Genomic DNA, 25,376 nt, shown 5'->3' with positions numbered 1-25,376 from the left:
ACGACCGATGAAGGCCCGCAGAACAAATTCGCGCGACAGGATACTCGCTGCCGCCGCCGATGTGGCACGCGAGACAGGGCCTGGCAGCCTGTCGCTGGACGCCGTCGCCAGCCGAGCCGGCGTGTCGAAAGGCGGCTTGCTGTACAATTTCCCGACCAAGGCGAAACTGCTGCAGGCGCTGGTGGAGGATTACCTGCGCGCCTTCGAGCAGGCGCTGGAGTCCGCCCGCACGGCCGGCGTCAGCGGCGAAAGCCCGCTTGCGACTTACATCAAGCTTTCAGCCGAACATGCCGAGGAATCGAAACCGCCGGCTTCCTGGATATTTTCGGCGATCGCCGAGGATCCCGATTTCCTGACACCGATAAAATCGTTCAGGCGGCAGGTCTTCGAGCGGCTCAAGGGAGAGACGCCGGACCTGAAGGCGCTGCTGATCTGCTACCTCGCCATCGAAGGACTTCGCAGCATGAACCTGTTCGATTCGGATGTTCTTTCGGTCGACGAACGCCGGTTGCTGGTATCGTCCTTGCTGGAGATCGCGGGATAGATTGCTGCGCAGGCCGGGCGAAGCCACCTTGGTGAGATCCTCCCCGCTCGCCGGCACGAGAGGCGCCTTGCTGTTGTAGACGATGCCGGTGGTGACCAGCTTGGTCGAGAAACAGGTTGAGCTGGTTGGCCAGAGTCAGGGAACTTTTGTTCGGCTGGCGATTTTGGATGTATGGTGGGAACCCGAACGGCAGAAGGGTGTTGCAGATGACGACAAAACGCTTTGCGATCCGCGCTATCGCTTTCGCAATGGGCTGCAGCATGTCCGTTGCGGCCTTCGCTGGAAGTCGCGACCAACGGGCTGACCCTGAACGCTACGTTCCCGCCGAAGGCGACATCATCGACATCCTGTTCGGCGGCCCGCGCTACTATGACCAGCAGTTGTTCACGACTGCCGCCGGAGCCTGCTCCTACCACAGGGTCGGACCCGACGCGAATGCGTTGAACAAGATCAACGATCACCACTGCGGGAAGTAGGCAGGCTGCGGCGATCGCCAGCTCAGTCGGGCGATGCAGCGGCGCAGAATGAAAACTGTAGCGATCCTTCGCGCCCCCCTCTGTCCCGCCGGCATCTCAAGGCTTTTGCACCGAAGCGCATTCGGCCGCTGGTCAGTTAGATACGCCTGGTTCGCCTTCCCACAGGATCAGGCTGGCCGCGCCGATCAGTCCTGCGCGGTCGCCAAGCTGCGCCGGCACGATCGGCACATCCCGGTAGGCCGGCATCGCCCGCTGCTCGACGGTTGCCCTGATGGTTGGAGCCAACAGGTCGAAGCCATTGGCGAGGCCGCCGCCCATGACGATCAGGTCCGGCGAATAGAGGTGAAGCAGGTTGGTGAAGCCGATGCCGAGCCACCTGGCTTCCGCCTCGATCAATTCGAGCGCGCCGATATCGCCGGCACGTGCGGCCTCGACGACGTGCCTGGCTGAAACGTCGCCGTCAGCCGAAAGGCGCCTGAGAAGGGAGCCGTCGCCCGGCGCTGTCAACGCCGTAGCACGCCGCCCGAGCGCGGTTCCGGAGGCGACCGCCTCGAAACAGCCGACAGCGCCGCAGAAGCAGCGGTCGCCCTCGCCGGTGATGGTCATGTGGCCGATCTCGGCGGCAAGCCCGCGCCGGCCGTGATAGATGTGGCCGTCCGCAACGACCCCGCCGCCGATGCCGGTCGATACGGTGACGAACACCAGGGATCCGGTGCCCTGGCCGGCGCCGAAACGCCATTCGCCAAGGGCGGCCGCATTGGCGTCATTATCCAGCCGCACCGGCAGGCCGAAATGCTTGCCGAGAATGTCGATCAACGGCACATCGTGCCAGCCGGCCAGCGTCGGCGGTGCGATCACGATCCCGGCCTTGGGATCGAGCGGACCCGGCGCGCCGATGCCGATGCCGACGACGTCCGCCTGTGGGCGCTGTGTCAGAAGAGCCCCGGCCAGTGCAATGATCTGACCGATCACCGCATTCGATCCCGCAATCGCCATCGTTGGAGCCGAAACCTGCGCGACAACGCGGCCGCCACTCTCGACCAGCGCGCCACGCAGCTCCGTGCCGCCGAGATCGAAGGCAAGCGCGAGCTTTGTCATCACGCGGCGATCTTCAGCCCGTGCAGCCAGGCCATGCGCTGCGCAAGGTCGGGGTCGCCGAAAGCCAGTGAGCCCAGCACCACCGTGTCGGCGGCGGCGGCGCGCAGGCGCGGCACCGTGTCGTGGCGGATGCCGCCATCGGCAGCCAGGATAATGTCGGCTTCGCGGCCTGCCTTTTTCATCAGCGCGCGCGCTTCGGTCAGGCGGTCGCAGGCCTGTTCGGACAGGCTCTGGCCCTTGACGCCGATGGAGGTGCCGAGCAGCGTCACGAAAGCCACTTGCGACAGGAAGGGGGTGACCGCCGCGACTTGCGTTTCCAGCCTGAGCACGACGCCGGCTTCGGCGCCGAGCGCATGTGCCAGCCGCACGGCGCGCAGCCCGGCCTCGCCGTTTTCGGCGTGCACGCTGATCAGGTCGGCGCCGGCCTCGATGAACTGGCGTGTCTGTTCCTCGACGATCTCCGGCTCGACCATCAGGTGGACATGGATCGGCCTCGCCGTCAGCCCGGCGATCCGCGCCACCAGATCCGGGAAGAACAAGAACCCGGGGGTGAAGCGGGCGTCCGCGACATCGATGTGGTGCAGGTCGACATGAGGTTCTATGCGCTTCAGGTCGCGCTCCATATTAGCAAGGTCCGCCGACCACAGGGAAAACTCGCCGAGCAGCCGGTTGCGCGGCAGGGCGGCGATCGCGGCAGGGCCGGATAGGGATTTGGTCGTCATGAGGGAATAAGGCTCCGGAAATTGGCGTGGGCGTGAAGAGAGGCCGTGATCTCGGCCTGCAGCTCGGCGAAATGCCTGGCGCTATCGAGCGCCTTGGGATGGATTTCGGCAAAGGTCGCGCCGGGAATGGTTGCGGCGAGCGTATGGGCGGCCGAGAGCGGATGCACCGCATCCATGGCGTTGCCGATGATGAGCGTGGGAATGCCAAGCGCAGCGGCGTCACTCGCCGAGACGCCCGGTCCGTCGGCGGCAATATCGGCGAGGACCTGCGCGAATGGCGCGGCGTCCGGCCGGTCGAAATAGCCGAACAGCGAGGCAAGGTTGTCGGGTGCTTCACGCTGCAGGCGCGCGGCGGTTTCCGATTGCACGAAAATCGTCCTGGCCTCGTCGGGGCCGGGGTCGAGGATCAGGCCGGCAACCTCGGCAATCGGCCGCAGGTTCACCGGCGCGCTGTCGAAAATCCAGGCCGGCCGCACAAGCAGCAGGCCCGCGACGCGGTCTGGATCACGGCAGGCCAGGCGCAATGCGATCGCCGCGCCCATAGAAATGCCGCCGGCGATGAAACGGTCGAGGCCGGCCTGATCGGCGGCGGCCAGCACATCGTCGGCGAACATGCTCAGGGAAAACGGGCGGCGGCCGCCGAGCCCTGAGGCACCGTGCCCGCGGCATTCCAGTGTGAGGCGCCGTATGCCGGCGTCGGTTGGGAAAGCCTGGGCAACCTGCGCCTCGCTACCACCCAACCCATGCTGGAACACGACCGCCAACCCGTCGCCCGCGTCGGAAACCCGCAGCGCAGCGTCGTCGCGAAGCAAGGTGGTCGGGCGGGCCATCAGGCCAACCCCGTCAGGAAACGGGCAACCCCGGGCGCTTCTTCGGCCGAAAGTCCGTGCGTCACCAGCGCCCCGTCAAAGCCTGACGCCTTCAGTCGGGCGACAAAATCCGGGAAATTGACGACACCTTGCCCGGCGGTGGCGAAGCGGCCGTCGGCGAAACGGTCCTTGGCATGGGCCATTGCGATATGGCCCGCCGTGGTTTTGACCGCAGCGGCCACGATGACGCGTGCTTCCGCAGGGCTCGCCTGCTCGAACAGGTTCGCCGGATCGAGCACGATACGCAACCGTCTCGAGCCCATCTCGGCGATGAGGCGCATCGCGTCCGACGCCGAGGTGACGATGTTGGCCTGTTCGGGCTCGATGCCGAGATCGACGCCGTGACGCGCCGCGAGTTGCAGCGCCTTTTCCATCTCGCTCGCCATGTCGTCCCATGCCGAGGGGTCGGTATTGTCGGGATGATACGCCCACTGGTCGTCCGGGTTGCGCGTTCCCGTGCACAGGGTGACCAGCGGAACGGAAAGGTCTGCCGCGGCCTTGATGACTACGTCAAGCCGGCGCAGGCCGTCGTCGCGCACAGTCCTGTCCGGATGGGCCATGTTGTAGGTGCCGGAGAGCGCCGCCAGAACGACACCGCAAGCATTCGACGCCGCAGCGATAGCGTTGATGGCGTCGTCAGGGACCGCATCCGGCATCGACGGCAGGCCGGCGCAGGTTAGGTTGAACTGGGTGACGGCAAATCCCGCGTCGCGGACCGCCGCCAGCACGCCGGCCGGCTCGCTCCCCGGGAAAGTCTTGGCGAACACCCCGATCTGCATCAGACCGCTCCCGCGACGGAAGCGATCTCGACGCGCTCATCCCTTTCGACCGAGCGGGCGATCGCCACCATGGCGCGGATCGAGGCAAGGCCGTCCTCTACGTTGGCGCCGCGCATCGGTTTGCCGTCAAGCACCGTCTCAGCGAGACCTTCGAGCTGGCGCCTGAAGAAATGCCCGTCGGCGCCGAGCGGCTTTCGCGACGTCGCATCCTTCTCGTGAAAAATGTCGACCTCGCTCGCCCGGAAATACCAGGGGTTGAAGGTCTTCGCGATCACCGAGCCGTTTTCGCCATAGAGCTGGAAGCCTTCGTGCCAGTCCATGCGGACAGCCACGGTGAGGTCGAGATGGCCAAGCGCGCCGTTGGCGAATTCGGTTTCGACGAACCAGCAATAGGCGCCGAAACGTTCGTTGAGGCGGGCGCGTACGGCGACGATCTCGCCGCACAGGAAGCGCGCAGTGTCGACGAGGTGCGAGCCGTGCGCCAGCATGAAATACTGCCTGAGATCGGCCTTCGGATTGCCGCCCGGCTTGCGCGCCAGCTTGCTGGTGACGGGCAGCGGCTGGACCGCGTCGGTGTTGGTGTAGCGGTGAGTGGAATCGCAGTACCAGGCTTTTAGCGCCAGGATCTCGCCGATCTCGTCGCGGATGAAATCGCGCGCCGCTTCCAGCGCCGGGTCGAAGCGCTTCATGTGGCCAACCTGCAGCACCTTGCCGGAGCGCCTGACTGCTTCCGCAAGCTTTTCGCCTTCCTCGACCGAGACGCCGATCGGCTTTTCGCACAGCACATGCTTGCCGGCTTGAAGCGCCTTGACCGACATCGGAACGTGGTAGGCGTCCGAAGTGGCGACGATTACTGCCTCCAGTTGCGGGTCGGCCAGCATCTCATCGTAGTCGGCATACATCTTCTCAGGTTCATAGGTCGCGCCCATGCGCGCCAGAAGGTCGGGGGCGGCATCGCAGATCGCATAGAGATCAGCATTCCTAGCCTTTACGCAGGATTCGAGATGGGCGAATTGGGCGATCGGCCCGCAGCCGAGCACGCCGACACGAAGGCGACGGTCTTGCTTCCGGATCATGGTCTCTTCCTCACACGCCGTAGCCGCGCATGGTCTGGCGGTTGGTCTTGACCGCGGCGGCCGGATCGGCGGCGGCGGTCTCGGATTCCTCTTCCAGCACCAGCCAGCCGTTGAAACGAGGTGCGGCGCTGGCGATATCGATCACGGCTTGGGTGTCGCAGACGCCCTTGCCGAGCATAGCCCAGATGCCGCTGGCGTCGACGTCTTTCAAATGTACGTAGCGGATGCGATCGCGGTAGGCGGTGAGCGTATCGATCATATCTTGATGGCCGCGCAATATGTGACCGGTGTCGGGCACCCAGCCGATGAGCGACGGATCGATCAGCGCGAAAATCCGGTCGTAGTCGGAACGGTCGAACAGCAAGGTGTTGTGGTGGGAACTGGGATGGACGGCGATTTCGACGCCAGCCTTGCGCCCGAATTCGCCGGCCTTGTTGTAGAACTCCGCAGCGATGGCAAATTTGTCGTCGCGCGGGCCGTCGGAGACGACGGTGGCCGAGCCCATGGAGACCAGCGCGCCGGGAAATGCGGCGGCGAAATCGATCCAGCGCCGTGCGGTCTCCAGGTCGGTGCCGATCTCGTCTTGCAGGGTGAAGCCGCTCTTCGAGCCGAATGCGAAAGAGACGAGAGTCAGTCCGGCCGACTTCAATGCCGTCGCGAATTCCGCCGGCCTGTCGGCATAGTGGCCGATCATCGTGTCGGTGATCTCGATGCCGGCATAGCCGCCATCGGCGATCGCCTTGAGCAGGTCGTCCGGACCGCCGGCAAAACGGTCTCCGAGCATTTCCCAGGTAAAGGTCTGGCAGCCGACTTTCAGGTCTTTCACGATCGTCCTTTCATTCCTTGATGCCGCCTGCGTCAGCCTTCGATGATGTGCCGCGGAAGAACAGCACCAGCCACGATCAAGGAGACCGGCTCCTTCTTGATGTCAGTCATTTTCTCCTCCTGGCAGCCTCCCAGCCAGCATTTCCGCATGTTCCATAAAAATTTTACGCGCGTCAACATTCAAAATGCTGTAAGCCTGCTTTCGAATGTGATCCGTTGCTAGTGCAATGGGTCAACCAGAGCGTTGCGACGTCGGGAGGTGGAATAGAAAATGCTGGAAAGATCAGCCGCTAAGCTCGGCATCGGCGTTGTCGGGTGTGGCAACATCTCGATGAGCTATTTGCGCAATGCGGCTCTGTTCGGTGAGGTAAAACTGCGCGCCTGTGCCGACATATCGCCTGACATGGCGGCCCTGCGCGCCAGCGAATACGGCATCCGGGCTCTCAGCGTCGACGCGCTCCTGGCCGATCCCGAAATCGACCTTGTCCTCAACCTGACCGTCCCGGCGGCGCATTTCGACATTTCGTTTTCGGCGCTTTCGGCGGGCAAGCACGTCTTCACCGAAAAGCCGCTGGCGACCTCGGCCAGCGATGGCCGCCGCCTTGTCGCCGAGGCGGCGGAGCGCGGGCTGCTGCTGGGTTCGGCTCCGGATACTTTCCTCGGCGCCGCCGGACGGCGGGCACGCCGCCTCATGGATGAGGGCGCAATCGGCCGCGCGGTGACCGGCACCGCCTTCATGATGGGGCGCGGCATGGAGCACTGGCATCCCAATCCGCAATTCTACTATCAGCCGGGCGGCGGACCGGTCTTCGACATGGGGCCCTATTACCTGACGATGCTTGTTAATTTGATCGGGCCGGTGGCCCGCGTGATGGCGATGGCGACGCGAGGCCAGGATGAGCGGCTGATTACTGCCGAAGGCCCCTATCGGAACACCAGCTTCACGGTCGGCACACCGACCAACATCCTGTCGCTGCTGGAGTTCCATTCCGGTGCCACTGTCACCTTCGGTGCCTCCTGGGATGTCTTCAGGCACTCTAACCATCCGATCGAGCTGCATGGGACCGAAGGCTCGCTCAGGTTGCCCGATCCGGACACGTTCGGCGGCACCGTCTCGCTGTCGGAACGTGGGGCCGACTGGGCCGACTTTCCCAGCGAGAGCGAACTCTATGGCGCGCGCAATTGGCCCTTCGCCGCGCCCGACCGCGCCAATTATCGCATGCTCGGCGTCGCCGATCTTTCGCACGCTCTGACAACCGGCAGAAGGCCGCGGGCGTCCGGCGACCTGGCGCTGCATGTGCTGGAAATCATGGAGGCGATCCTCGCTTCGGGAGAGAGCCGTGAGTCCGTCGCCGTCAACACAAAGGTTGATCAGCCGCCGCTTCTTGGGGAAGACGAAGCGGCCAGCCTGCTTGCCTGATATCGGAGGGGACCTAATATGACGACATCGCTTTCGCCCTTGCTCGATCCGGAGGCCCGGCATGTGCTCGACCTCGACCGGCAGGCGGCTGCCCCGCCATTCGAAGCCGGCACGCCCGAAGAAGCGCGCCGCGCCTATGAGCAAGGCTTTCCTGCACTCCAGGGCGAGCGCGAGCCGGTTGGCTCACTGACCGAGCGCACCATCGCCGGGCCAGGCGGCCCGCTGACGCTCAAGATCTATCGCGGACAGGGCGCGGTCGAGGCCGCTGCTCCTGCGCTGCTCTATCTGCATGGCGGCGGCTGGGTGATCGGAAGCCTCGACTCCCATGACGAGATTTGCCGGTGGTTTGCCAACATGGCGGCCTGCGTCGTCGTCTCTCCCGATTACCGGCTGGCGCCGGAACACAAATTCCCGGCGGCCATCGAAGATGGCCGCGCCGCACTTTCCTTCATGCAGGACGGCGCGGGCGATCTCGGCATCGATGCAGGAAGGATCGCTGTCGCCGGCGACAGCGCCGGCGGCAATCTCGCCACCGTGCTTTGCCTGCTTGCGCGCGGCGACAAGAACCCGCCGACCGCGCAACTGCTGTTCTATCCGAACACGGACGCCTCGCAGGCGGCGGACAGCTATCGCCGCTTCGCCGACGGCTATGGCCTGACAACCGCGACCATGGCCTGGTTCCGCGACCGCTATATCAGGGATGCCAAGGATATCGACGACTGGCGCGTGTCGCCACTCAAGGCCGAGAGCCTTGCCGGCGCAGCGCCGGCTTTTGTCGCCATCGCCGGTCATGACATCCTCACCGACGAAGGCGAGGCTTATGCCAAGCGTCTGGAAATTGACGGCGCGCCGGTCGTCCTGCGGCGCTGGCCCGGCCAGATACACGGCTTCGTCTCGATGGGCCGCCACAGCCCGGCGGCGCGGCAGGCAGTTGGCGCAGCGGTTGCCGCATGGCGCGGCTTCGATCCTATCTTTGAAACGCTCAGGCCGACTGACGCATGACCAGCGTCGCGTCGAGACTGACTTTGGAGGCAACTGCCGCGTCGTCCTCGTCCAGCAGGGCCAGCAGCGTCTCGACGCTGCGTCCCGCCATGGAAGCGAAGTCCTGCGCCATGGTGGTGAGGGCAGGGCAGGTGTAGCGGCTCAGCGGATGGTCGTCATGGGCTGCGACCCGCAGGTCGCAATCGCTCTTGCGGCCGACCTTGCGACCTTGCGAGTAGGCGGCGGCCATCACACCGAAGGCGAGACGGTCGTTGGCGCACAGAATGGTCTTGCCCGGCAGGCCACCATTGCCGAGCATCTTTTCCATCTGCTCGTAGCCGATCCGCTCGAAATCCCAGGTGTAGTCATCGGTATTGCCGATGACCACCGGCTCATGGCCGAGCCGCTGCATGGCGCCGACATAGCTGTTCAGGCGTTCGCGCGAATTGTGGTTGACGTGCGGGATGTCGAAATAGACCGGGGCATCGCCGGAACGGCAGAGATAATCGACGATGGTCGAGACGCTCTGGCTGTTGTTGTTGCCGACGAACGGCGTGTCGCCCTCCAGATAAGTGTCGAAATAGACGATCGGTATGGTCTGCGTCAGCTTTTCCAGCGTGCGGTGGTCCGAACGCAACCCGAGCGGCGCAATCAGAGCGCCGGAAACTTTTAGCGAAAGAATGGTTCGCGTCGCTTCCACTTCGAGCTCGCGCGAGCCATGCGAGGAGATCACGATCGGCCAGTAGCCCTCGTCGCGCAGCCTGAGTTCGATGCGGCTGACCATCTCGGAATAGAAGGGATCGGCAACCGTTGGCACCACGATGCCAATGCTGCGGGTTCGCTTGCGGTTCAGGTTGCGCGCAAAGAGATTGGGCTGGTAGTCGGACGCGCGCAGCGCAACCTCGATCCGCTGCCGTGTCGCCGGCTTGACGCTGGTCGGATCATCGAAATATTTCGACAGTGTCGGCCTGGAGACGCCGCAAGAGCGCGCAAAATCCTCCATAGTCTTGTGCGTTATCGACATCAAAGCCCCCGCGCTGCTACGAGCGCTGCCCGGTCTCTACATACGGTGCGCCAGCGCGCAACCGCAAGGCGAAACTTTACAGACAATTTCGATAGTTTCCATGCGTCAATTTATTAATTGACGCGAAAAAGCACAAGCCGTATTCACCTCCGTGGGCGTATTCGAAATTCGTATCCCCGGAAAATGCTCGCGAGGTTCATCCGAAGCGAGGCCGGGCGAAAACGCACGGAGGGATTCCGCGAGATGAAAAAGCTGGTCAGTGCCGGCGAGATACTCGTCGAGATCATGGCCGAGCGGATCGGCCAGAGCTTTCTCGAGCCTGGTCCGCTGCTTGGACCCTACCCGTCCGGCGCGCCCGCCATCTTCATCGGCCAGGCGGCGGCGCTCGGCCAGCCGGCTGGCCTTGTCGGGGCCGTCGGCGACGATGATTTCGGCAGGCTCAACATCGAGCGGCTGCGGGCGCTGGGCGCCGACGTGTCGGCGATCGCGGTTCACAAGGGCCATGCGACGGGCACGGCCTTCGTCACCTACCGGGCTGACGCCAGCCGGCATTTCGTCTTCAACATCCGCAACAGCGCCGCCGGCCTGATTGAGACCGACACGGCGGCGACAAAGCTGCTCGCCGATGCCGATCACGTCCATATCATGGGCTCGTCGCTGTTTTCCGACCGCGCCGTCGCGGTGGCGCTATCGGCGATCGAGACTGTCAAGGCCGGGGGTGGAACCGTGTCCTTCGATCCGAACATCCGCCGCGAGATCATGCATGCGTCCGGCATGCGCGCAGCACTCGACCAAGTGCTGGCGCGAGCCGACATCTTCCTGCCGAGCGGCGAGGAGCTCTTCCTGTTTTCGTCGGCGAAGGACGAGAAGGGCGCGGTCGACGAATTGCTGGCCCGTGGCGTGTCCTGCATCGTCCTTAAGAAAGGTGCCGCCGGCGCCGTTTATCATGATCGCCACGGTGCGGTCGCCTCGTCAGGCTTTGCCGTCGACGAGATCGATCCGACCGGCGCGGGTGATTGTTTCGGTGCTGCCTTCGTCTCGTTCTGGCTGCGCGGCGCGGCTCCTGCCGAAGCCCTGCGGATCGCCAATGCCTGCGGTGCGCTCGCCGTCACCCGCAAGGGGCCGATGGAAGGCATTTTCCCACTTGAAGCGGTCGAGGCCTTCATCGCCACAGGGAAGAACACGCAGTGAGTGCCGCGACGCACAGGTTTGCAAACATTGCGGCCAGGCGCGCCGCAGGTGAGAGAAGCGGCATCGCCTCGGTCTGCTCGGCGCATCCGCTGGTCATCGAGGCTGCCCTGCGCCAAGGCACGGCGCGGCACGCGGACGTGCTGATCGAGGCCACCTGCAACCAGGTCAACCACGAGGGCGGCTACACCGGGATGACGCCCGCCGGCTTCCGCAGCTTTGTCGAGGCGCATGCGCAGAAAGCAGGTTTCCCAATTGATCGCCTGATCCTCGGCGGCGATCATCTCGGGCCGAATCCGTGGAAGCACATGGCCGCGGCCGCCGCGATGAAGAAGGCGGCGGCGATGATCGATGCCTATGCGAGCGCCGGCTTCACCAAGATGCATCTGGATACGAGCATGGCCTGCGCCGACGACCCTACGGTGCTTGCCGACGAGATCATCGCCGCACGCGCGGCCGAACTTGCTGAAATCGCCGAGGCGGCGGTCGAGCGGGCAGGCGGCGAAAAACCCGTCTACGTCATCGGCACCGAAGTTCCGGTGCCGGGCGGGGCGCTGGAGGCGCTCGACCACCTGCATGTGACGGCGCCCGGAGATGCCTTGCGCACCGTAGAAATCCACGCGCGAGCGTTTTCCCAAGCCGGTCTCGAAGCCGCTTTCGCCCGTGCGATCGGCGTCGTGGTCCAGCCCGGCGTCGAATTCGGCAACACCGGGATCGTGCCCTATGCGCCGGCCAAGGCGACCGAACTGGTGGCCGTGCTCGACCGCATGCCGCAGTTTGTTTTTGAGGCGCATTCGACCGACTACCAGCCGGCCGAATCGCTTGACGCTCTCGTTCGCGACGGCTTCGCCATCCTCAAGGTCGGACCCTGGCTTACTTTCGCGCTTCGCGAAGCGCTGTATGGGCTCAGTCATATCGCCGATATCCTCGCGCCGGACCCTTCGCGCGAAAGCCTGCCTGCCGCGATGGAACGCATCATGCTGGCGTCGCCGGACAATTGGCAGAAATACTATCCGGGCACGCCGGAAGAGCAGCGCGTGCAACGGCACTTCTCGTTCAGCGACCGCATCCGCTATTACTGGCCGACGCCGGCGGCGCAACGCGCGACGCAGACGCTGCTGGACGTGCTGGGCGACAAGGATATTCCCCGGCCTCTGATCAGCCAGTATCTGGGGCAGCTCGACGCCGAGGTTGCGGCAGGCCGGGTCAAGCCCCTCGCGCACGGCCTTCTGATCGGCAGCATCACCCGTGTCCTCGATATCTACGCGGACGCGACGGGACAGTAGGGATCGCGCTGCCGGAAAGACGGCATCCGCCTAAATCCGCCTCATATACATCCGATGTCGACGTCGTTTCGAAAAGGGCGCCGCAGCAATTTACAACTAACATGTTAGTGTGCTAATGCTGCGCGCACATTGATATCTGGAGAGAATAGCAGTGGCCTCGCGCTTTGGTCTTTCGGTTGCCCTCACCACGCCTTTCAAGCCGTCCGGGCAAATCGCCATCTCTCCGATGATCACGCAGGCCCGGGCTTGCCTTGGCGCCGGCTGCAGCAGCGCAACGCTCTTCGGCACCACCGGGGAAGGCGCCTCGGTGGGCACAGGAGAGCGGCGGATCGTTACCGAGGCCATGCTGGCCGCCGGCATTCCGGCACATCAGCTCGTCGCCAGCGTGCTGGTCGATGCGGCCGAAGACGCCGCCGAACAGGCGCGGCATGCCTTGCAATGCGGCGTCCGCAACATCCTGCTGGCTCCGCCGAGCTACTTCAAGAATGTCGGCGAGGACGGGCTGTTCGGATGGTTTTCCGCCGTCTTCGCTGCGCTCGGCCCGCTGGCCCGCGGCGTTCTCCTCTACAACATCCCTTCTGTCACCATGGTGCCGCTTCCGCTTGCCCTGATCGGTCGGCTGCGTGCGGCTTTCCCCGGAGTGGTCGCCGGCGTCAAGGATTCGGGTGGCGACTGGAGCTACAGCGAGGCGCTGCTGAGAGCCCATGGTGACCTGGTGATCCTGATCGGCGACGAGCGGCACCTGGCCAGAAGTGTGCGCCAGGGCGGGCAGGGCGCCATTTCCGGTATGGCCAATTTTGTCACCGGCGAAATCCGCGCCATGGCCGAGGACGGGCGCGACGATGCCCGCGTCGAGAGCTTCGTGCTCGAATTGCTCAAATATCCAGTTATCCCTGCGGTGAAGGTCATGGTGGCGCGCAAGACCGCCGACGAGCGCTGGCTGACCGTCCGTCCGCCGCTGGAGCCGATCACCTCGCAGGGGCGGCAACAGCTTGCTGCCGCCTATGACAGGCTGTTTGCGACAGAGCCGGCCTGACCGGCAAGGGAAGCGCGCTGAAATGGACGACAGCAGCGAACCGGCCACCCTCAGGGAAAAAGCTTATGCCAGCTTCACGCGGCATTTGCTGGCCCGCGATCTCAGGCCGGGACAATTCGTGTCGCAGCGCGAGCTGGTTGCCTTTACCGGGCTGCCGCTTGGCGCCATCCGCGAGATCGTGCCGCGTCTCGAAGCCGAGGGGCTTTTGACGACGATCCCGCAGCGCGGCATGCAGATCGCCCATATCGACATCAACCTGATCCGCGAAGCCTTCCAGTTTCGCCTGTTCATGGAGCGTGAGGCGGTGGCGCTGTTCACCGTCAACGCCTCCGACGCCGTGCTCGCCGGCCTGCGGCGCGAACATGAGGACATGCTGGCTCAAGCCTTGTCGCAGACGCCGACGCCGGAAATGGAAGCCAAGGCCCAGAACATCGATTGGGCCATGCACGACACCTTCATCGATGCGCTGGGCAACGAGATCATCGCCAAGGCGTATCTAGTCAATTCGGTAAAGATCAGGCTGATCCACCAGGAGCGTTTCCGCATCGATGGGCGCGTCGTGCCGGTGATGCAGGAGCACCTGACGGTGATCGAAGCGCTCGAGAGCCGCGATCCGCAAAAGGCGGTCGAGGCGATCAGCCGGCATATCGACAATGCGCGCCGGTTGGCGCTCCAGATCTGAGGACGTATGGTTCGCGGCTGCCGCGACGCTATCCACAACGACAGCAACCCAAGGGAGGAAGAAATGTCGTCCAATCCGTTCAAGCCAACAAGAAGGCAAGTCCTTGCAGGAACCACGGCGCTGGCAGCCGCGGGCCTGGCGGGCCTTCGCCCGAGTTTTTCCGCCAGCGTCGACTGGAAGCGTTTTGCCGGCACCACGCTCGACGTCAATCTGGTTAAAAGCCCGCGCAGCGACACCATCCTGAAATATATCGCCGAATTCGAGGAGCTGACCGGCATCAAGGTCAATGCCGAGGCGACGCCGGAACAACAACAGCGGCAGAAGACGGTAATCGAGCTCAGCTCCGGCAAGCCGAGCTTCGATGTTGTGCATCTGAGCTATCACGTGCAGAAGCGCCAGTTCGAAAAGGGTGGCTGGCTGGCCGACATCGCCGGCTATCTCGCTGACCCGACGCTGACCGATCCCGGCCTAGTCGAAAGCGATTTCGCCGAGGCCGGCATGCTTTTCGCCAAGGATAACCAGGGCGTGCTGCGTTCGCTGCCCTTCTCGGTGGACTACTGGATCGTCTACTGGAACAAGGAGCTGTTCGAGGCCAAGGGCCTCAACTATCCCGAGACTTTCGACCAGCTGGTGGCCGCCGCCGAAGCGCTGACCGATCCATCGGCCGGCACGTTCGGTTTCGTCGCCCGCGGCCTCAAGAATGCCAACACGCCGGTGTGGACGTCGCTGATGCTCGGCTACGGCATGACGCCGCTCGACGACAAGGGAAAGCTGCGCACCGAAACGCCCGAGGCGATCGAGGCCGCTGCCCTCTACCAGAGGCTGATGACCAAGTCCGCCCCTCCGGGCGTCACCGGCTTCAATTGGGCTGAAGCGCAGTCCGCCTTCCTGCAAGGCAAGATCGGCATGTGGTTCGATGGCGTGGGTTTTGCCCCGCCGATGGAAAATCCCGAAAAGTCGCGCGTGGTCGGCAAGGTCGGCTACGGCGTCATGCCCAAGGGTCCCAAGGCGCATGCCTCCGGGACGTTCGGCGACGGCCTCGGCGTCACCGCCTCCAGCGAAAAGAAGGAAGCCGCCTATCTGTTCTGTCAGTGGGCGGTATCCCCGGCGATGGGCGCACGCCTGCTCCAGGCAGGCGCCGGCGTGCCGTTCCGCAAGTCGGTGCTGGAAGATCCCAAGGTGCGCGAAGGCGTCACCATGCCGGCAAGCTGGCTCGATGCGGTGGTTCAGTCCGGCAACATCAGCAAGCTGGCGTTGCCGGTGATCATCCCGGTCACCGAGTTCCGCGACATCTACGGCGTGGCGCTGACAAACATGATTGCCGGCGCTGATCCTGCCGAAGAGCTGAAGAAGGCCACCGCGCAGTTCCAGCCGGTTCTCGACAGGAGCGAGCAGGGCTGATGTCCGCCATCGCCCCTGAACGCACCGGGGTAGCGACGCAAGCCATCGAAGGGAGCCAGACGATTCGGCTGGCTCCCAACTACTGGCCTTTCGTCGTTCCGGCTCTCGTCGTCGTTGGCGCCGTGATCGTCTTTCCCTGGGCCTTCACGCTCTGGATGAGCGTCAACCGCTGGACGCTCGGCCAGTCGCGGAGCTTTGCCGGGATGGAAAACTATCTCCGTCTGGCCAGCGACCCGCGATTCTGGGAATCCCTTGTTCATACGTTGACCTACACCTCCCTCTCGGTGGCAGCGCCGATGTTCTTGGGCACTGTCGCCGCCCTGATCTTCGATGCCAGGTTTCCGCTGCGCGGCCTGCTGCGCGGCGTCTTCGTCATGCCGATGATGGCAACGCCAGTTGCCGTGGCGCTGGTCTGGACCATGATGTTCCATCCCCAACTCGGCGTGCTCAACTACCTTCTATCGCTGGTCGGCATCCCGGCGCAGGAATGGATATTCAACGCCAACACGGTCATCCCTTCGCTGGTCGCGGTCGAGACCTGGCAGTGGACGCCGCTGGTGATGCTGATCGTGCTGGGCGGGCTGGCCTCGGTACCGCGCGAGCCGTTCGAGAGCGCCGAGATCGACGGTGCCAATGCCTGGCAGCAATTCCGCTACCTCACCCTGCCGATGATCGCGCCGTTCCTGATGATTGCGTTGATCATCCGCACCATCGACGCGCTGAAGAGCTTCGACATCATCTATGCGATGACCCAGGGCGGACCGGGCACGGCGTCCGAAACCATCAATATCTATCTCTACAACACCGCCTTCTCCTACTACGACATCGGCTATGGCTCGGCCATGGCCGTGGTGTTCTTCATCGTCATCGTGGCGCTGTCATTCATTCTCCTGATGCTGCGCCAGCGCTCGCAGTGGAACGATGCGGAGGGCAAATAGATGAGCTCACGTCTGCTCAACCAGATCGGCCTGTTTTTCGCGGCTCTGGTCATCGTCTCGCCGGCGATCCTGTTCTTCCTCTGGATGATCTCGCTGTCGCTGAAATTCGAGATCGACAACGGCGCCTATCCGCCGATCCTGATCCCCGAACGTTTCGCCTGGTCGAACTATGTGAAGGTGTTCGAGGAGAACAATTTCCTGCTCTATCTCTGGAATTCGGTTCTGGTGACCGGCACGGCGACACTGCTGGCGCTGCTGATCGGCGTACCGGCCGGCTATGGCATAGCGCGGCTCAAGGCCGAAAAATCGGCGGTCGTCATCATGATCGCCCGTATGACGCCGGGGCTGTCCTATCTCATCCCGCTGTTTCTGCTGTTCCAATGGATCGGCATCCTCGGCACGCTCTGGCCGCAGATCATCATCCACCTGGTGGTGACGGTGCCGATCGTAGTCTGGGTGATGATCGGCTATTTCGAGACCACGCCGATGGAACTGGAAGAGGCGGCCAACATCGACGGCGCCAGCTCCTGGCAGGTGTTCCGGCTGGTCGCCCTGCCCATCGCCAAGCCGGGCATCGTTGTCGCCTTCATCCTGTCCGTTATCTTTTCGTGGAACAATTTCGTCTTCGGCGTGGTGCTCGCCAGCCGTGAGACGCGCACGCTGCCGGTCGCCGTCTACAACATGCTTTCCTACGAGCAGGTGAGCTGGGGGCCGCTCGCCGCGGCGGCGCTGGTGGTGACACTGCCGGTGCTGGTGCTGACCATGTTCGCGCAAAAGCAGATTGTCGCGGGGCTGACCGCCGGAGCGGTCAAGGGCGGCTGAAGCCGCAATCTAGCTGGACATCACTCTTTTCTCCCGGAGAAATCCAATGGCATCGGTAACAATCAACAACGTGCAGAAGGCTTTCGGAGCCACCAAGATCATCCACGACGTCAGCGTCGATATCGCCGACGGCGAGTTCGTCATCCTGGTCGGCCCGTCGGGATGCGGAAAGTCGACGCTGCTGCGTATGATCGCCGGACTTGAAACGATCTCGGGCGGGAAGATCGCCATCGGCGAGCGTATGGTCAACAATCTGCGGGCGCGGGACCGGAACATCGCCATGGTGTTCCAGAACTACGCGCTCTATCCGCATATGACGGTTGCCGGCAATATGGGCTTTGCCCTGAAGATCAAGAAAGCCGATCCGGCCGATACCGCCGGCCGCGTCAGGAATGCCGCCAGCATCCTCGGCCTGGAAAAGCTGCTTGAGCGCTATCCGCGTCAGCTCTCCGGCGGCCAGCGCCAGCGCGTCGCCATGGGCCGCGCCATCGTGCGCGACCCGCAGGTCTTCCTGTTCGACGAGCCGCTCTCCAATCTCGATGCCAAGCTGCGCGTCCAGATGCGCGGCGAGATCAAGGCGCTGCACCAGCGGCTGGGCACCACCACCATCTACGTCACGCATGACCAGATCGAAGCGATGACCATGGCCGACAAGATCGTCGTGCTGCATGACGGCCTTGTCGAGCAGATCGGCGCGCCGCTGGACCTCTACGACCAGCCGGCCAATCTCTTCGTTGCCGGCTTTATCGGCTCGCCTGCCATGAACTTCATTGCCGGCCGCATCGAGGAAGGCGCGTTCCGCGGCGCCGGCGGGCTGATCCTGCCGCTGCCGGAAGGCGCCCGCCCGGCTGATGCTGCAGGACGCGAACTTGTCTACGGCATCCGCCCCGAACATATCCGCGCAACCGCCCAGGGCATGCCAGGAACGGTGACGCTTCTGGAAGCCACGGGTTCGGAAATCTTCGCCAAGGTCGACTGCGCCGGCGAGGAAATTTCCTGCCTGTTCCGCGAGCGGCTACCGCTCAAGCAAGGCGCGCAGGTGCGGATCGAGATCGATCGCGCATGCGCCCACCTGTTCGACGCGAAAACCGGCCGGCGCCTGTGATTGGCGTGGCCTGCGTGGCGGGTTCGCTCACGGCTGAGGTTCACCAAGACTTTGAAACTATGGTGATCCCGACAACGTCGTTGAGGAACTGGGTCGGTAGAGCCTCAAGACAGCTACCGCTCTTACAGCATGCCAGCGGGGCATCACAGTTCAATGACCTGCAAGTCCGAAGCCGCTAACCCCTCGTCTACCTCCTGCACGCAACGGCGCTGCGGCACTTTGAGCTGCCGCATGACCCGGCCTCATGGCCCCTGGCAAAAATACTCCGATTTTCGGTGACGCCAACCTTCGGATCGTGGGTCATGCGCTAGAGCGAGATACCATCTCTGCGGTCGATCGGGCCAACGCTCTCGAGTCCCGGATCAGCTTCTGCGGCTTCTGCGCCGTAGACCCTCCAGAGCATGTAGACAAAATACCCGACTTGCAAAACTACCGGGCTAATGATCGCCCAGCCGATTGAACCCGTTGCCCAATACGTCGAGATCGACACAAGGCACGACGTAGTGAGTATCCCCACCAGGACCTGCAGAACGTTCATCTGTTTTTTCAAAGCGTCCCGGAACTGACAACAGCCGAGAGGCTCCCCCAACCCAATACTCGATACTCAATACCCCGAACCAACATCCCATCATTTTAGGGATGGCGCAAGTACCATGTCGGGTAGCGGCTGCGACATGCAACCGTCCGTTTAAAGTCGTTTATTCCGGCGGTCTGTCGGCTGCCAACGAAGGGTGTAAAAGCTGGTGGCGACTCTCGCGGATGGCTCCGCCGGGGGCGATCGGTGTATCCTCATCGGCGTTCGCCTTGCCCTGTCCTGCAGGCGGTTCACACCAACCTCGCAGGCAGAGCGAGTTGCTGCCCTGCAAGCGGGGACGCCGATTGGCCAAGCCAGTACGGCAGATATCTGGTTAGAGGGAGATCCATAGACCAAAAATTCCGATTGGCGTCCTAGCGTCGGTGATCGTTAACTGGGCAGACGAGACAGTTCGAAGTCGGTTCCATTTCTGGACAGCAGCTGCTCGGCGGACCGGAACATCTCGTCAAACGCGCGTTCATTTTCGAAGACGACCCCTCCGACGCTTATGCTCAGGACATCCTCCGCCCCTTTTGGCGCGAAATAGACTTGCGCAACGCGCGCCCGTATACGCTCACCGACCTCCTTGGCGTCTTCTTCAGTGGCACCAGGTAGAAATACCCCAAAGATGGATGTCCCTATGCGGCCGATCAGATCCTTCTCGCGTACTGATGACCTTATGGTCGAGGCTATGAGCCGCAAGGCCTCGTCGCCCCATTCAATACCAAATCGTAGGTTGATGGATCGAAGGTGTTCGGGATGGATGACCAGGAAGGCGCCCGAACGAGAGCCATGCTCAAATGGCTTCTTTACTCTCCGTTCGATGATCGAAGTAAAAACCGTTCCGTTCAAGCAGCCCGTCAGGCCGTCGTAGGTCGCTGACTTGTTTAGCTCTTGCCGGTAGCGGCGGATCTCAACCCGGCCCCAGCCGATCAACAGGAAAAGCGGGAGCCCAATGGCGAGGGGGACGAGCGTTGCCGTGACGACGCCGCGTCCGAACGGCGTGAGCCCATCGGCGAACAGGAGCAGATAGTTGAGGGCTAGCGAAAAGCCCAAACTCCCGGCGGTCCCCAGAAGCGTCAGCCACGCGGTACTCTTCCACGCCTGGGCAGAGCTGTTCGCCATCGATTTTGTCACTACCCGATCTCCTGTCAGATAGGCTGGCATAAGGCCGGCAAGTTACAAATTCGGTCTCAAAAGCCAATACAATTTGATAGATCGGATTGACGAGCTCTGGCTGACCCACAGATGAAGCTGGAGTTGCCCGCGAGAAAGATGGAAGACAACAGTTAACGAACTAAGTGTCGGCGCAGGCTGAACAACCAGCAGCGCAGGCAGCCGCCTGTATCAGCATGCTGCTCTAGAGCCTGTTCCGCCCCGATAAAATCGGGATGGGGCTCTGTCTTTATGTTTGAGCATGATCTTTTCCGAAAACCGGATTCCACTTTTCGGGATCATGCTCCAGCTTCGGCAAGTAGGGTTCCCTTAGGGCTCAAACGGCGAGCTGCCTATCGAGGCGGACCGAATATACCCATCTCCGTGTCCATCGCTGTCACCTCCGCCTTGCGGTAGATGCCGCTCGGCAATGAAAGGGCCCAGCCATTGGAGACCAGCCAGGCGCCGACATCCTGCCTGCCGAGCCTGCATGGGGCGGCGATAGCGAAACGATCCCCTTCCGGTGGCACGAAACAATTCAGTGCGCGTCCGCGCAACCAGGAGTTGAAGGCTGCGCGCGCGCGTTGGCCGCAAGGCCAGATGACGTCATGAAAGGAACAGGTCTTGTCCATGTCAATGCTCTGGACCCCGCTGATGACCACCGTCCGTCCCATCGATTCGAAGATCGCGGACGAATTCGCAATCGGAGCGTAGAGCAGGACCTCCCGCCAGTCTTGCGGCATCGGCGTTTTCGGGGGCACGGCGAGACCGAGTTCGCTGAGTGACGGACGGGGCTCAATCCGTTCGATTTCCGAAGAATCAAGTTGTGGCGGAGCGATGAGGTCCTGAGCAATCTTGCGTGCCGGCTCTCGCCGTTGAGCGTCGAGAACGGTTGCGCCCGGTCGGGTCAGCTGCTTGCCGCGGATATCATGAGACGGCGCAGGAACAGGCCGGTCGACCGAAAGCAATGCCCCGCCCTGAATGATCAGGAGGAGCCCGGCCAGAAGCTCCAGGCTTGCGAGCGCGACAGCCAAGCGGATGCGGCTCGGCCTGCCCATCAGGTCGAAAAAGTCCTACGGGTCCGCGCCGGGTCAAAAACCCGACGTGGATCTGGCAACCAATTTGAGCGCACTCTTTTCAATTCGATAGAACGGCATCGATCGCTGGCTGGATCCGTCGGCGCGAAACCGGAATAGACCTGTGGATCCGCGAAACCCGCTCGGATTTTCGAGTACCTGTTTGCTGAAGCCATCGGGTCCAACCGCGCTGGCGATCCCAGCAGTCAGCGCAACCATATCATAGGCGTAGGCGACATTGACGTCGGGCTGATAGTTATAGGCAGTCTTGAAGCGGTCGGCGATTGGTCCGGTTTCGCGCGGATCGAGCGTGGCGATATAGGCCCCTTCAAACAGCGGTTCGATGGGGCGTTCCAGCCACCGGTTTGTTCCCACCACTGCGACTGTTGTTCCCGGGATACCCTTCGATTTCAGGGCGGCAAGGATTTGCAGCGGGCTGTCGTCTCCGCTGGCGACAATGACGGCGTCCGGAGCATCCACGAGTGAGCTCATGTCGGTGACCGCTTTGGTGCCGCCGTCGCCTGCCGTGTACGGGATAGTGACCGCCAGCGTTGCGCCATAGATGCTTAGGCTGTTCGCGACCCGCTTTTCAACGGCACTGCCGTTCGAGCCAGCTGCGACAAGCAACACGAACTTCTTGCTGCCTTTCGCCGCGATGCCTGCGGCGCCCGCGGCCGCGCTGTCTGCCTCGCTGAGGCGCACGGCATAAACGCCTGGACCGCCTGCGAAATTGTTGGCAAGTGCAAACACTGGCGGCCGTTTCGGTCCCGATAATTTGGCAATATGCTGTGCCGCCGGTAGTTCGGTCGGACCGATGACGACTTTCGCCCCCGTCGTGATCGCCTTTATCGACAATTCGCTGGCGTGTGCACTGTCGCCCCGCGTGTCCTCGACCGTCAGTGTGAGCAATCCTTTGCCAAGATCCGCCATTGCGAGTTTTGCGGCATCGAGCATCTTCCTGCCGGTTTCCCCCGTGGCTCCAGGGGCGGACAAGGGCAGCAGCATCGTGATCTTCGTCGAACCACTGCCGATCGATTGGGTCGCCTGGGCTCGGCCCGCAACTGCGGCGTCATTCTGCACTCCGGGTGCGGCCATTGCAGCCGGATCGAGCGCTTCGGAAACGCTGCCTTTCGACTGGCAACCTGACAATGCCACGGCGAGCGCAAAGGCGATTGCCCTCGTCCGCAGGCAGAAGACCTGTCGGCCAGCTTCCATGATTTCCCACCCTATGTGCCGCCGGGTCCCTTCCCGGTCTGATCTTCAAGTCATGTCACGGCTGAGTTACGCCGTCTTGTAGTTCTTTAGCCTGCAAAAGCCGGGCTCTGAGCGTCCTGATCACGGCGTGTGCGAGCTGCGGCTCCAGGTCTTAGATCGACGATTGGCAGGTCGCAAATGCCTTCAGCTTTTCTCTCGTCCATTCCTGGGTGGCATCGCAGCGGGTCGGCCGTAACCGCTCGGGCAAAGCATTTTGTACTCTAGTGGATTGTTCCGACGCACCCGCGCCGGCTTGCATGGCAAGCAGGTCAAAACCGATCAAGGCAATCGTTCCGGCGATCGCCCGCAGTGTTCGGGCGGCCATCATTGTCAGCCAGCCGGCGCGTCGCCGCCATTTTGGTTAGTTCATGTACTCGACCATGCGGTCGTGGAAACACTCGCATTTATTTAGGTAGTCTTCGTCGCGATAATTTGTCTTCAAATAGCCGTAAGCCTTGCCGCAGGCGACCTTGGCCTCGGAGGCCCAGACGAAGACAGGCCGTGACGAATGGATCCATTCCGAGCTGTTGGCGACGGCGACAGACTCGTCCATCAGTTGCACTACCTGGTTCTTGAGATCGACGATGTTGTCGGTCTGGACCAAGTTGGACGTGCCGACGACGCGACAATAATCGACCGACGGAGCTTCGATGATGTCGGCGGCATACCCCGTCGATCCAACAGCCAGGAACAGTGTTGCACCGGCAACCAGAAGTCTAGCAGACTTTTTCATGATGAATTCCCCTCTACCATTCGAATGTATAGCATAGCATCTAGCCCGTGCACTATTCCCCTAAACCGCATTGGCCGTGGTCGTATGCTGGGTTATCCCGTCGTCATAAAGCAGCGTGATCGTGCTGGACACCGGCACGTTCGTTAGCGTGGCCACGTCCACGAAATTGGTGCCGTTGGCGGTACCGTCAGCATCGACGCTTAGCGTGCCGCTCCCCGCATCGTAGTTCACGAACTCGCCGATATTGGCTCCCCCCGGGGCTGTATCGAACAACGACGTCAAGTCGATCACGTCGCCCTGGCCGCCGGCGCCGCTGTAGTCGGAGATCAGATCCTTGATGTCCAGCTGGTCGAGTTTGAACGTATCAGCGCCGTTTCCTCCAGTCATTGTGTCTTGGCCGAAACCTCCAACGAGGAGATCGTTGCCGTCGCCACCGCTGATAAGATCGCTGCCACCACCGCCGCTGAGGAAATCATTGCCTCCCCTGCCTATGATGACGTCATTGCCGCCATTGCCATTGAGGTGGTCGATACCGGATGTGCCATAGATCTGGTCGGCCAAGGTGGCATCGCCATTCACCGTTATTCCAGGATCGCCAGGATCATGGGAGAAGAATTCGAATCTGACTGCGCGGGCCTGGTAGTTGCCGCCATCGTTGTCGAAATAGGAAAGTGTCCATGTGTCGCCGGCGACCGGTGGATTTGCGATCAGATAGTCCGCGAGCGTCGTCGTCGTTGCGACCCCGGCGCCGTCGAGAAGGAAGATATGGTCATAGTCGACGGTCGCCTTCATCAGGCCGGTGGCCGGGTCGTAGGTCCAACTCTGCTCGAATGTTCCGGCAGTCAAATCGTCTTCAACAACTGCAAAACGGTTCGCTCCAATCCTGATCTCGACTTGAACTTCCTGCTCGCGATGCGATCCCGCACTGCCATCTCCGAACACGCCTGGATTGCGTTCCCCCAGCGGGATCGGAGTTACGAAGGGCGACTCCTGGAAGTCGGTGTAGACTACTACCGTCGAGCCATGGGGATCGGCCGTTATGGCGCTTACCGTGGCTTGGGACAGGCTCAGGTTCTGGGTCTGGTCATTTCCGGACGTGAGCGGGCTGTTACCATTACCCACCTGTGCGGTATCGCTGGGCAAGCTGGTCGGCGGGACTTCGTGGATGCCAACAGTCTGAGTGACGTGGGCGGTGCCGTCGAAGACGTCCAGCGATAGATTGACGTTGACGGTGTCGGTTACCGTTGCGGTCGGCCTGTAGACCAGGTCGTCCAGCAGGTTGATGCCGCCGGCCGGATCGTAGAGCACAGTGCCGGCCGTCAGGGCGACGTAGGTGACGCCATCGAAATAGAACGTGCCTGTGGGGATCGTCCCCGTCGCGGTGACGATGAGGTTATCGCCATCCGCGTCGGTCGGGATAGTCACCAGCAAGGGATATCCGTTGGGATAGCTCGGCGTGCTCAAAGTTTGCTGTGCCGGATCGCTCGACATCCAGTTCTGGGTGTTTGCGGCAACCGGCGCATTGTTGACGTCCGACAGGGTGATGGTCAGCGTTGTCGTCGACAGGTCGCCGTCGCCGTCCATGATGGTGTAGACGAAGGTGTCGGTGGCGCCGCCGGCCGGCACGGCGTTGGCAAAGCCGTCATAGCTGTAGGTGCCGTTGGCGTTCAGCGTCAGCGTGCCGTAGGTGCCGGCAATGCCGGCGCCGCCGAGCCCGCCGCTCACCGGGCTGGCGGTGTTGCTGCCGGCAGCCACGCCGACAACGCCGCCACCGGCGGCCGCACCGTCGGCGCCGAACACGTCATCGGTGGCGTCGCTCAGCACGTTGCCGGTGGCGATGGCGCCCTCGGCCACGCTGTTGGTGTCGGCGTTCGCCGTCGGCACGTCGTCGACGACGTCGATGGTGATGGTGCTGGTGATCGTGTTGCCGGAGGCGTCGGTCGCCTGGTAGGTGAAGCTCTCGACGTTGTCGACCGTGTTGGTGCCGTTGTTGGCATCGGCGCCGTCGACCGGTGCGGTCAGCGTGTAGCTGTAGGTGCCGTCGGCATTGAGGGTCAGCGTGCCGTGCGAGCCGGTCGCGCTGCCGACCAGCGCATAGGTGTAGGGGCCGCTGCCGCCGGAGACGTTGTCGGCGACCGTGCCGGTCACCGTCTCGGCCGGGCTCGGCGGATTGCTGCCGATCGCCAGCGCCGCTTCGTTGACCGTGGCGTCGTCATTGGCGGCCGCCAGGCCGCTGTCCGACAGGGTGATGGTCAGCGTTGTCGTCGACAGGTCGCCGTCGCCGTCCATGATGGTGTAGACGAAGGTGTCGG

25 protein-coding genes are annotated in these 25,376 nt (G+C 62.9%); 12 read left to right on the top strand and 13 right to left on the bottom strand.

Annotation, left to right across the window (positions count from 1 at the left end; all coding sequences use genetic code 11):
* Positions 1-7: 7 nt before the first annotated feature.
* Positions 8-544 (top strand): TetR/AcrR family transcriptional regulator, encoded by a 537-nt coding sequence (locus tag AC0L25_RS05620; RefSeq protein WP_473594576.1) that lies wholly within the window; start codon positions 8-10, stop codon positions 542-544.
* A 206-nt stretch (positions 545-750) separates the two neighbouring features.
* Positions 751-1,020, top strand: coding sequence for a hypothetical protein (locus AC0L25_RS05615; RefSeq protein ID WP_473594575.1), 270 nt, complete (start codon positions 751-753; stop codon positions 1,018-1,020).
* A gap of 132 nt (positions 1,021-1,152) precedes the next feature.
* On the opposite strand, the gene AC0L25_RS05610 is transcribed toward AC0L25_RS05615, so the two are convergent.
* Genes AC0L25_RS05610 through AC0L25_RS05585 form a run of 6 tightly spaced genes read right to left on the bottom strand, consistent with a single transcriptional unit; the run spans position 1,153 to position 6,348 of the window.
* Entirely contained in the window at positions 1,153-2,118 is a 966-nt protein-coding gene (locus tag AC0L25_RS05610) for an ROK family protein (RefSeq protein ID WP_473594675.1), read from the bottom strand.
* Positions 2,118-2,840, bottom strand: coding sequence for a ribulose-phosphate 3-epimerase (locus tag AC0L25_RS05605; protein WP_473594574.1), 723 nt, complete (start codon positions 2,838-2,840; stop codon positions 2,118-2,120). Before AC0L25_RS05605 ends, AC0L25_RS05610 begins: the two co-directional genes overlap by 1 nt.
* Entirely contained in the window at positions 2,837-3,670 is an 834-nt protein-coding gene (locus AC0L25_RS05600) for an alpha/beta fold hydrolase (RefSeq protein WP_473594573.1), read from the bottom strand. Before AC0L25_RS05600 ends, AC0L25_RS05605 begins: the two co-directional genes overlap by 4 nt.
* Complete coding sequence (locus tag AC0L25_RS05595; RefSeq protein WP_473594572.1) at positions 3,670-4,488, bottom strand: sugar phosphate isomerase/epimerase family protein; 819 nt, start codon at positions 4,486-4,488, stop codon at positions 3,670-3,672. The genes AC0L25_RS05600 and AC0L25_RS05595 overlap by 1 nt, the downstream gene beginning before the upstream one ends.
* Positions 4,488-5,564 carry a Gfo/Idh/MocA family protein gene (locus tag AC0L25_RS05590; RefSeq protein ID WP_473594571.1) on the bottom strand — a complete coding sequence of 359 codons (1,077 nt, stop codon included), beginning with the start codon at positions 5,562-5,564 and terminating at the stop codon, positions 4,488-4,490. The genes AC0L25_RS05595 and AC0L25_RS05590 overlap by 1 nt, the downstream gene beginning before the upstream one ends.
* Before the next feature lie 10 nt (positions 5,565-5,574).
* Complete coding sequence (locus AC0L25_RS05585; protein WP_473594674.1) at positions 5,575-6,348, bottom strand: sugar phosphate isomerase/epimerase family protein; 774 nt, start codon at positions 6,346-6,348, stop codon at positions 5,575-5,577.
* 312 nt (positions 6,349-6,660) lie between these two features.
* Here AC0L25_RS05585 and AC0L25_RS05580 point away from each other — a divergent pair, with 312 nt between their 5' ends.
* Entirely contained in the window at positions 6,661-7,809 is a 1,149-nt protein-coding gene (locus AC0L25_RS05580) for a Gfo/Idh/MocA family protein (protein ID WP_473594570.1), read from the top strand.
* A gap of 18 nt (positions 7,810-7,827) precedes the next feature.
* Complete coding sequence (locus AC0L25_RS05575) at positions 7,828-8,811, top strand: alpha/beta hydrolase (protein ID WP_473594569.1); 984 nt, start codon at positions 7,828-7,830, stop codon at positions 8,809-8,811.
* Here AC0L25_RS05575 and AC0L25_RS05570 read toward each other — a convergent pair.
* On the bottom strand, positions 8,792-9,814 hold the full coding sequence (locus AC0L25_RS05570; RefSeq protein ID WP_473594568.1) for a LacI family DNA-binding transcriptional regulator: 1,023 nt from the start codon (positions 9,812-9,814) through the stop codon (positions 8,792-8,794). The genes AC0L25_RS05575 and AC0L25_RS05570 overlap by 20 nt on opposite strands.
* Positions 9,815-10,057: 243 nt before the next feature.
* Between AC0L25_RS05570 and AC0L25_RS05565 the strand changes: the two genes are divergently transcribed.
* The 8 genes from AC0L25_RS05565 to AC0L25_RS05530 all read left to right on the top strand — a co-directional run bounded on the left by AC0L25_RS05565 (position 10,058) and on the right by AC0L25_RS05530 (position 18,272).
* A complete protein-coding gene (locus AC0L25_RS05565) occupies positions 10,058-11,005 on the top strand; it encodes a sugar kinase (RefSeq protein WP_473594567.1) in 948 nt (315 codons plus the stop codon).
* A complete protein-coding gene (locus AC0L25_RS05560) occupies positions 11,002-12,288 on the top strand; it encodes a D-tagatose-bisphosphate aldolase, class II, non-catalytic subunit (RefSeq protein WP_473594566.1) in 1,287 nt (428 codons plus the stop codon). Before AC0L25_RS05565 ends, AC0L25_RS05560 begins: the two co-directional genes overlap by 4 nt.
* A 151-nt stretch (positions 12,289-12,439) precedes the next feature.
* Positions 12,440-13,324, top strand: a complete 885-nt coding sequence (locus AC0L25_RS05555; protein ID WP_473594565.1) for a dihydrodipicolinate synthase family protein — start codon at positions 12,440-12,442, stop codon at positions 13,322-13,324.
* A gap of 22 nt (positions 13,325-13,346) precedes the next feature.
* Positions 13,347-14,006: a GntR family transcriptional regulator gene (locus tag AC0L25_RS05550; protein ID WP_473594564.1), complete on the top strand. Its 660-nt coding sequence runs from the start codon at positions 13,347-13,349 to the stop codon at positions 14,004-14,006.
* Between the two features lie 63 nt (positions 14,007-14,069).
* Positions 14,070-15,407: an ABC transporter substrate-binding protein gene (locus tag AC0L25_RS05545; protein WP_473594563.1), complete on the top strand. Its 1,338-nt coding sequence runs from the start codon at positions 14,070-14,072 to the stop codon at positions 15,405-15,407.
* Positions 15,407-16,345, top strand: coding sequence for a carbohydrate ABC transporter permease (locus tag AC0L25_RS05540; protein ID WP_473594562.1), 939 nt, complete (start codon positions 15,407-15,409; stop codon positions 16,343-16,345). Before AC0L25_RS05545 ends, AC0L25_RS05540 begins: the two co-directional genes overlap by 1 nt.
* Complete coding sequence (locus AC0L25_RS05535) at positions 16,346-17,167, top strand: carbohydrate ABC transporter permease (protein WP_023797160.1); 822 nt, start codon at positions 16,346-16,348, stop codon at positions 17,165-17,167.
* 46 nt (positions 17,168-17,213) lie between these two features.
* Positions 17,214-18,272, top strand: coding sequence for an ABC transporter ATP-binding protein (locus tag AC0L25_RS05530; protein ID WP_473594561.1), 1,059 nt, complete (start codon positions 17,214-17,216; stop codon positions 18,270-18,272).
* Between the two features lie 964 nt (positions 18,273-19,236).
* Here the strand turns inward: AC0L25_RS05530 and AC0L25_RS05525 are convergent.
* From AC0L25_RS05525 to AC0L25_RS05500, 6 genes are all read right to left on the bottom strand, one after another.
* The gene (locus AC0L25_RS05525) at positions 19,237-19,983 is read right to left on the bottom strand and encodes a GGDEF domain-containing protein (RefSeq protein WP_473594560.1); all 747 of its coding nucleotides are present in this window, start codon (positions 19,981-19,983) and stop codon (positions 19,237-19,239) included.
* Positions 19,984-20,354: 371 nt separating this feature from the next.
* Positions 20,355-21,059: a thermonuclease family protein gene (locus tag AC0L25_RS05520; protein ID WP_473594559.1), complete on the bottom strand. Its 705-nt coding sequence runs from the start codon at positions 21,057-21,059 to the stop codon at positions 20,355-20,357.
* A 33-nt stretch (positions 21,060-21,092) separates the two neighbouring features.
* A complete protein-coding gene (locus tag AC0L25_RS05515; protein ID WP_473594558.1) occupies positions 21,093-22,292 on the bottom strand; it encodes an ABC transporter substrate-binding protein in 1,200 nt (399 codons plus the stop codon).
* Between the two features lie 151 nt (positions 22,293-22,443).
* Positions 22,444-22,659 carry a hypothetical protein gene (locus tag AC0L25_RS05510; protein ID WP_473594557.1) on the bottom strand — a complete coding sequence of 72 codons (216 nt, stop codon included), beginning with the start codon at positions 22,657-22,659 and terminating at the stop codon, positions 22,444-22,446.
* Between the two features lie 33 nt (positions 22,660-22,692).
* Positions 22,693-23,064: a hypothetical protein gene (locus AC0L25_RS05505; protein ID WP_473529075.1), complete on the bottom strand. Its 372-nt coding sequence runs from the start codon at positions 23,062-23,064 to the stop codon at positions 22,693-22,695.
* A 60-nt stretch (positions 23,065-23,124) separates the two neighbouring features.
* The coding region (locus AC0L25_RS05500; protein WP_473594556.1) for an Ig-like domain-containing protein at positions 23,125-25,376 on the bottom strand (2,252 nt) is incomplete at its 5' end.

The organism is Mesorhizobium sp. WSM4813, from assembly GCF_055811555.1.
This window is presented reverse-complemented; position numbering and strand designations above follow the sequence as displayed.

Bases quoted from the DNA above. Each gene is read 5' to 3' on its own strand.
- AC0L25_RS05620 (WP_473594576.1), top strand. From the start codon at position 8: ATGAAGGCCCGCAGAACAAATTCGCGCGACAGGATACTCGCTGCCGCC.
- AC0L25_RS05615 (WP_473594575.1), top strand. From the start codon at position 751: ATGACGACAAAACGCTTTGCGATCCGCGCTATCGCTTTCGCAATGGGC.
- AC0L25_RS05610 (WP_473594675.1), bottom strand. From the start codon at position 2,118: ATGACAAAGCTCGCGCTTGCCTTCGATCTCGGCGGCACGGAGCTGCGT.
- AC0L25_RS05605 (WP_473594574.1), bottom strand. From the start codon at position 2,840: ATGACGACCAAATCCCTATCCGGCCCTGCCGCGATCGCCGCCCTGCCG.
- AC0L25_RS05600 (WP_473594573.1), bottom strand. From the start codon at position 3,670: ATGGCCCGCCCGACCACCTTGCTTCGCGACGACGCTGCGCTGCGGGTT.
- AC0L25_RS05595 (WP_473594572.1), bottom strand. From the start codon at position 4,488: ATGCAGATCGGGGTGTTCGCCAAGACTTTCCCGGGGAGCGAGCCGGCC.
- AC0L25_RS05590 (WP_473594571.1), bottom strand. From the start codon at position 5,564: ATGATCCGGAAGCAAGACCGTCGCCTTCGTGTCGGCGTGCTCGGCTGC.
- AC0L25_RS05585 (WP_473594674.1), bottom strand. From the start codon at position 6,348: ATGCTCGGAGACCGTTTTGCCGGCGGTCCGGACGACCTGCTCAAGGCG.
- AC0L25_RS05580 (WP_473594570.1), top strand. From the start codon at position 6,661: ATGCTGGAAAGATCAGCCGCTAAGCTCGGCATCGGCGTTGTCGGGTGT.
- AC0L25_RS05575 (WP_473594569.1), top strand. From the start codon at position 7,828: ATGACGACATCGCTTTCGCCCTTGCTCGATCCGGAGGCCCGGCATGTG.
- AC0L25_RS05570 (WP_473594568.1), bottom strand. From the start codon at position 9,814: ATGTCGATAACGCACAAGACTATGGAGGATTTTGCGCGCTCTTGCGGC.
- AC0L25_RS05565 (WP_473594567.1), top strand. From the start codon at position 10,058: ATGAAAAAGCTGGTCAGTGCCGGCGAGATACTCGTCGAGATCATGGCC.
- AC0L25_RS05550 (WP_473594564.1), top strand. From the start codon at position 13,347: ATGGACGACAGCAGCGAACCGGCCACCCTCAGGGAAAAAGCTTATGCC.
- AC0L25_RS05545 (WP_473594563.1), top strand. From the start codon at position 14,070: ATGTCGTCCAATCCGTTCAAGCCAACAAGAAGGCAAGTCCTTGCAGGA.
- AC0L25_RS05540 (WP_473594562.1), top strand. From the start codon at position 15,407: ATGTCCGCCATCGCCCCTGAACGCACCGGGGTAGCGACGCAAGCCATC.
- AC0L25_RS05535 (WP_023797160.1), top strand. From the start codon at position 16,346: ATGAGCTCACGTCTGCTCAACCAGATCGGCCTGTTTTTCGCGGCTCTG.
- AC0L25_RS05530 (WP_473594561.1), top strand. From the start codon at position 17,214: ATGGCATCGGTAACAATCAACAACGTGCAGAAGGCTTTCGGAGCCACC.
- AC0L25_RS05520 (WP_473594559.1), bottom strand. From the start codon at position 21,059: ATGGGCAGGCCGAGCCGCATCCGCTTGGCTGTCGCGCTCGCAAGCCTG.
- AC0L25_RS05515 (WP_473594558.1), bottom strand. From the start codon at position 22,292: ATGGAAGCTGGCCGACAGGTCTTCTGCCTGCGGACGAGGGCAATCGCC.
- AC0L25_RS05510 (WP_473594557.1), bottom strand. From the start codon at position 22,659: ATGATGGCCGCCCGAACACTGCGGGCGATCGCCGGAACGATTGCCTTG.
- AC0L25_RS05505 (WP_473529075.1), bottom strand. From the start codon at position 23,064: ATGAAAAAGTCTGCTAGACTTCTGGTTGCCGGTGCAACACTGTTCCTG.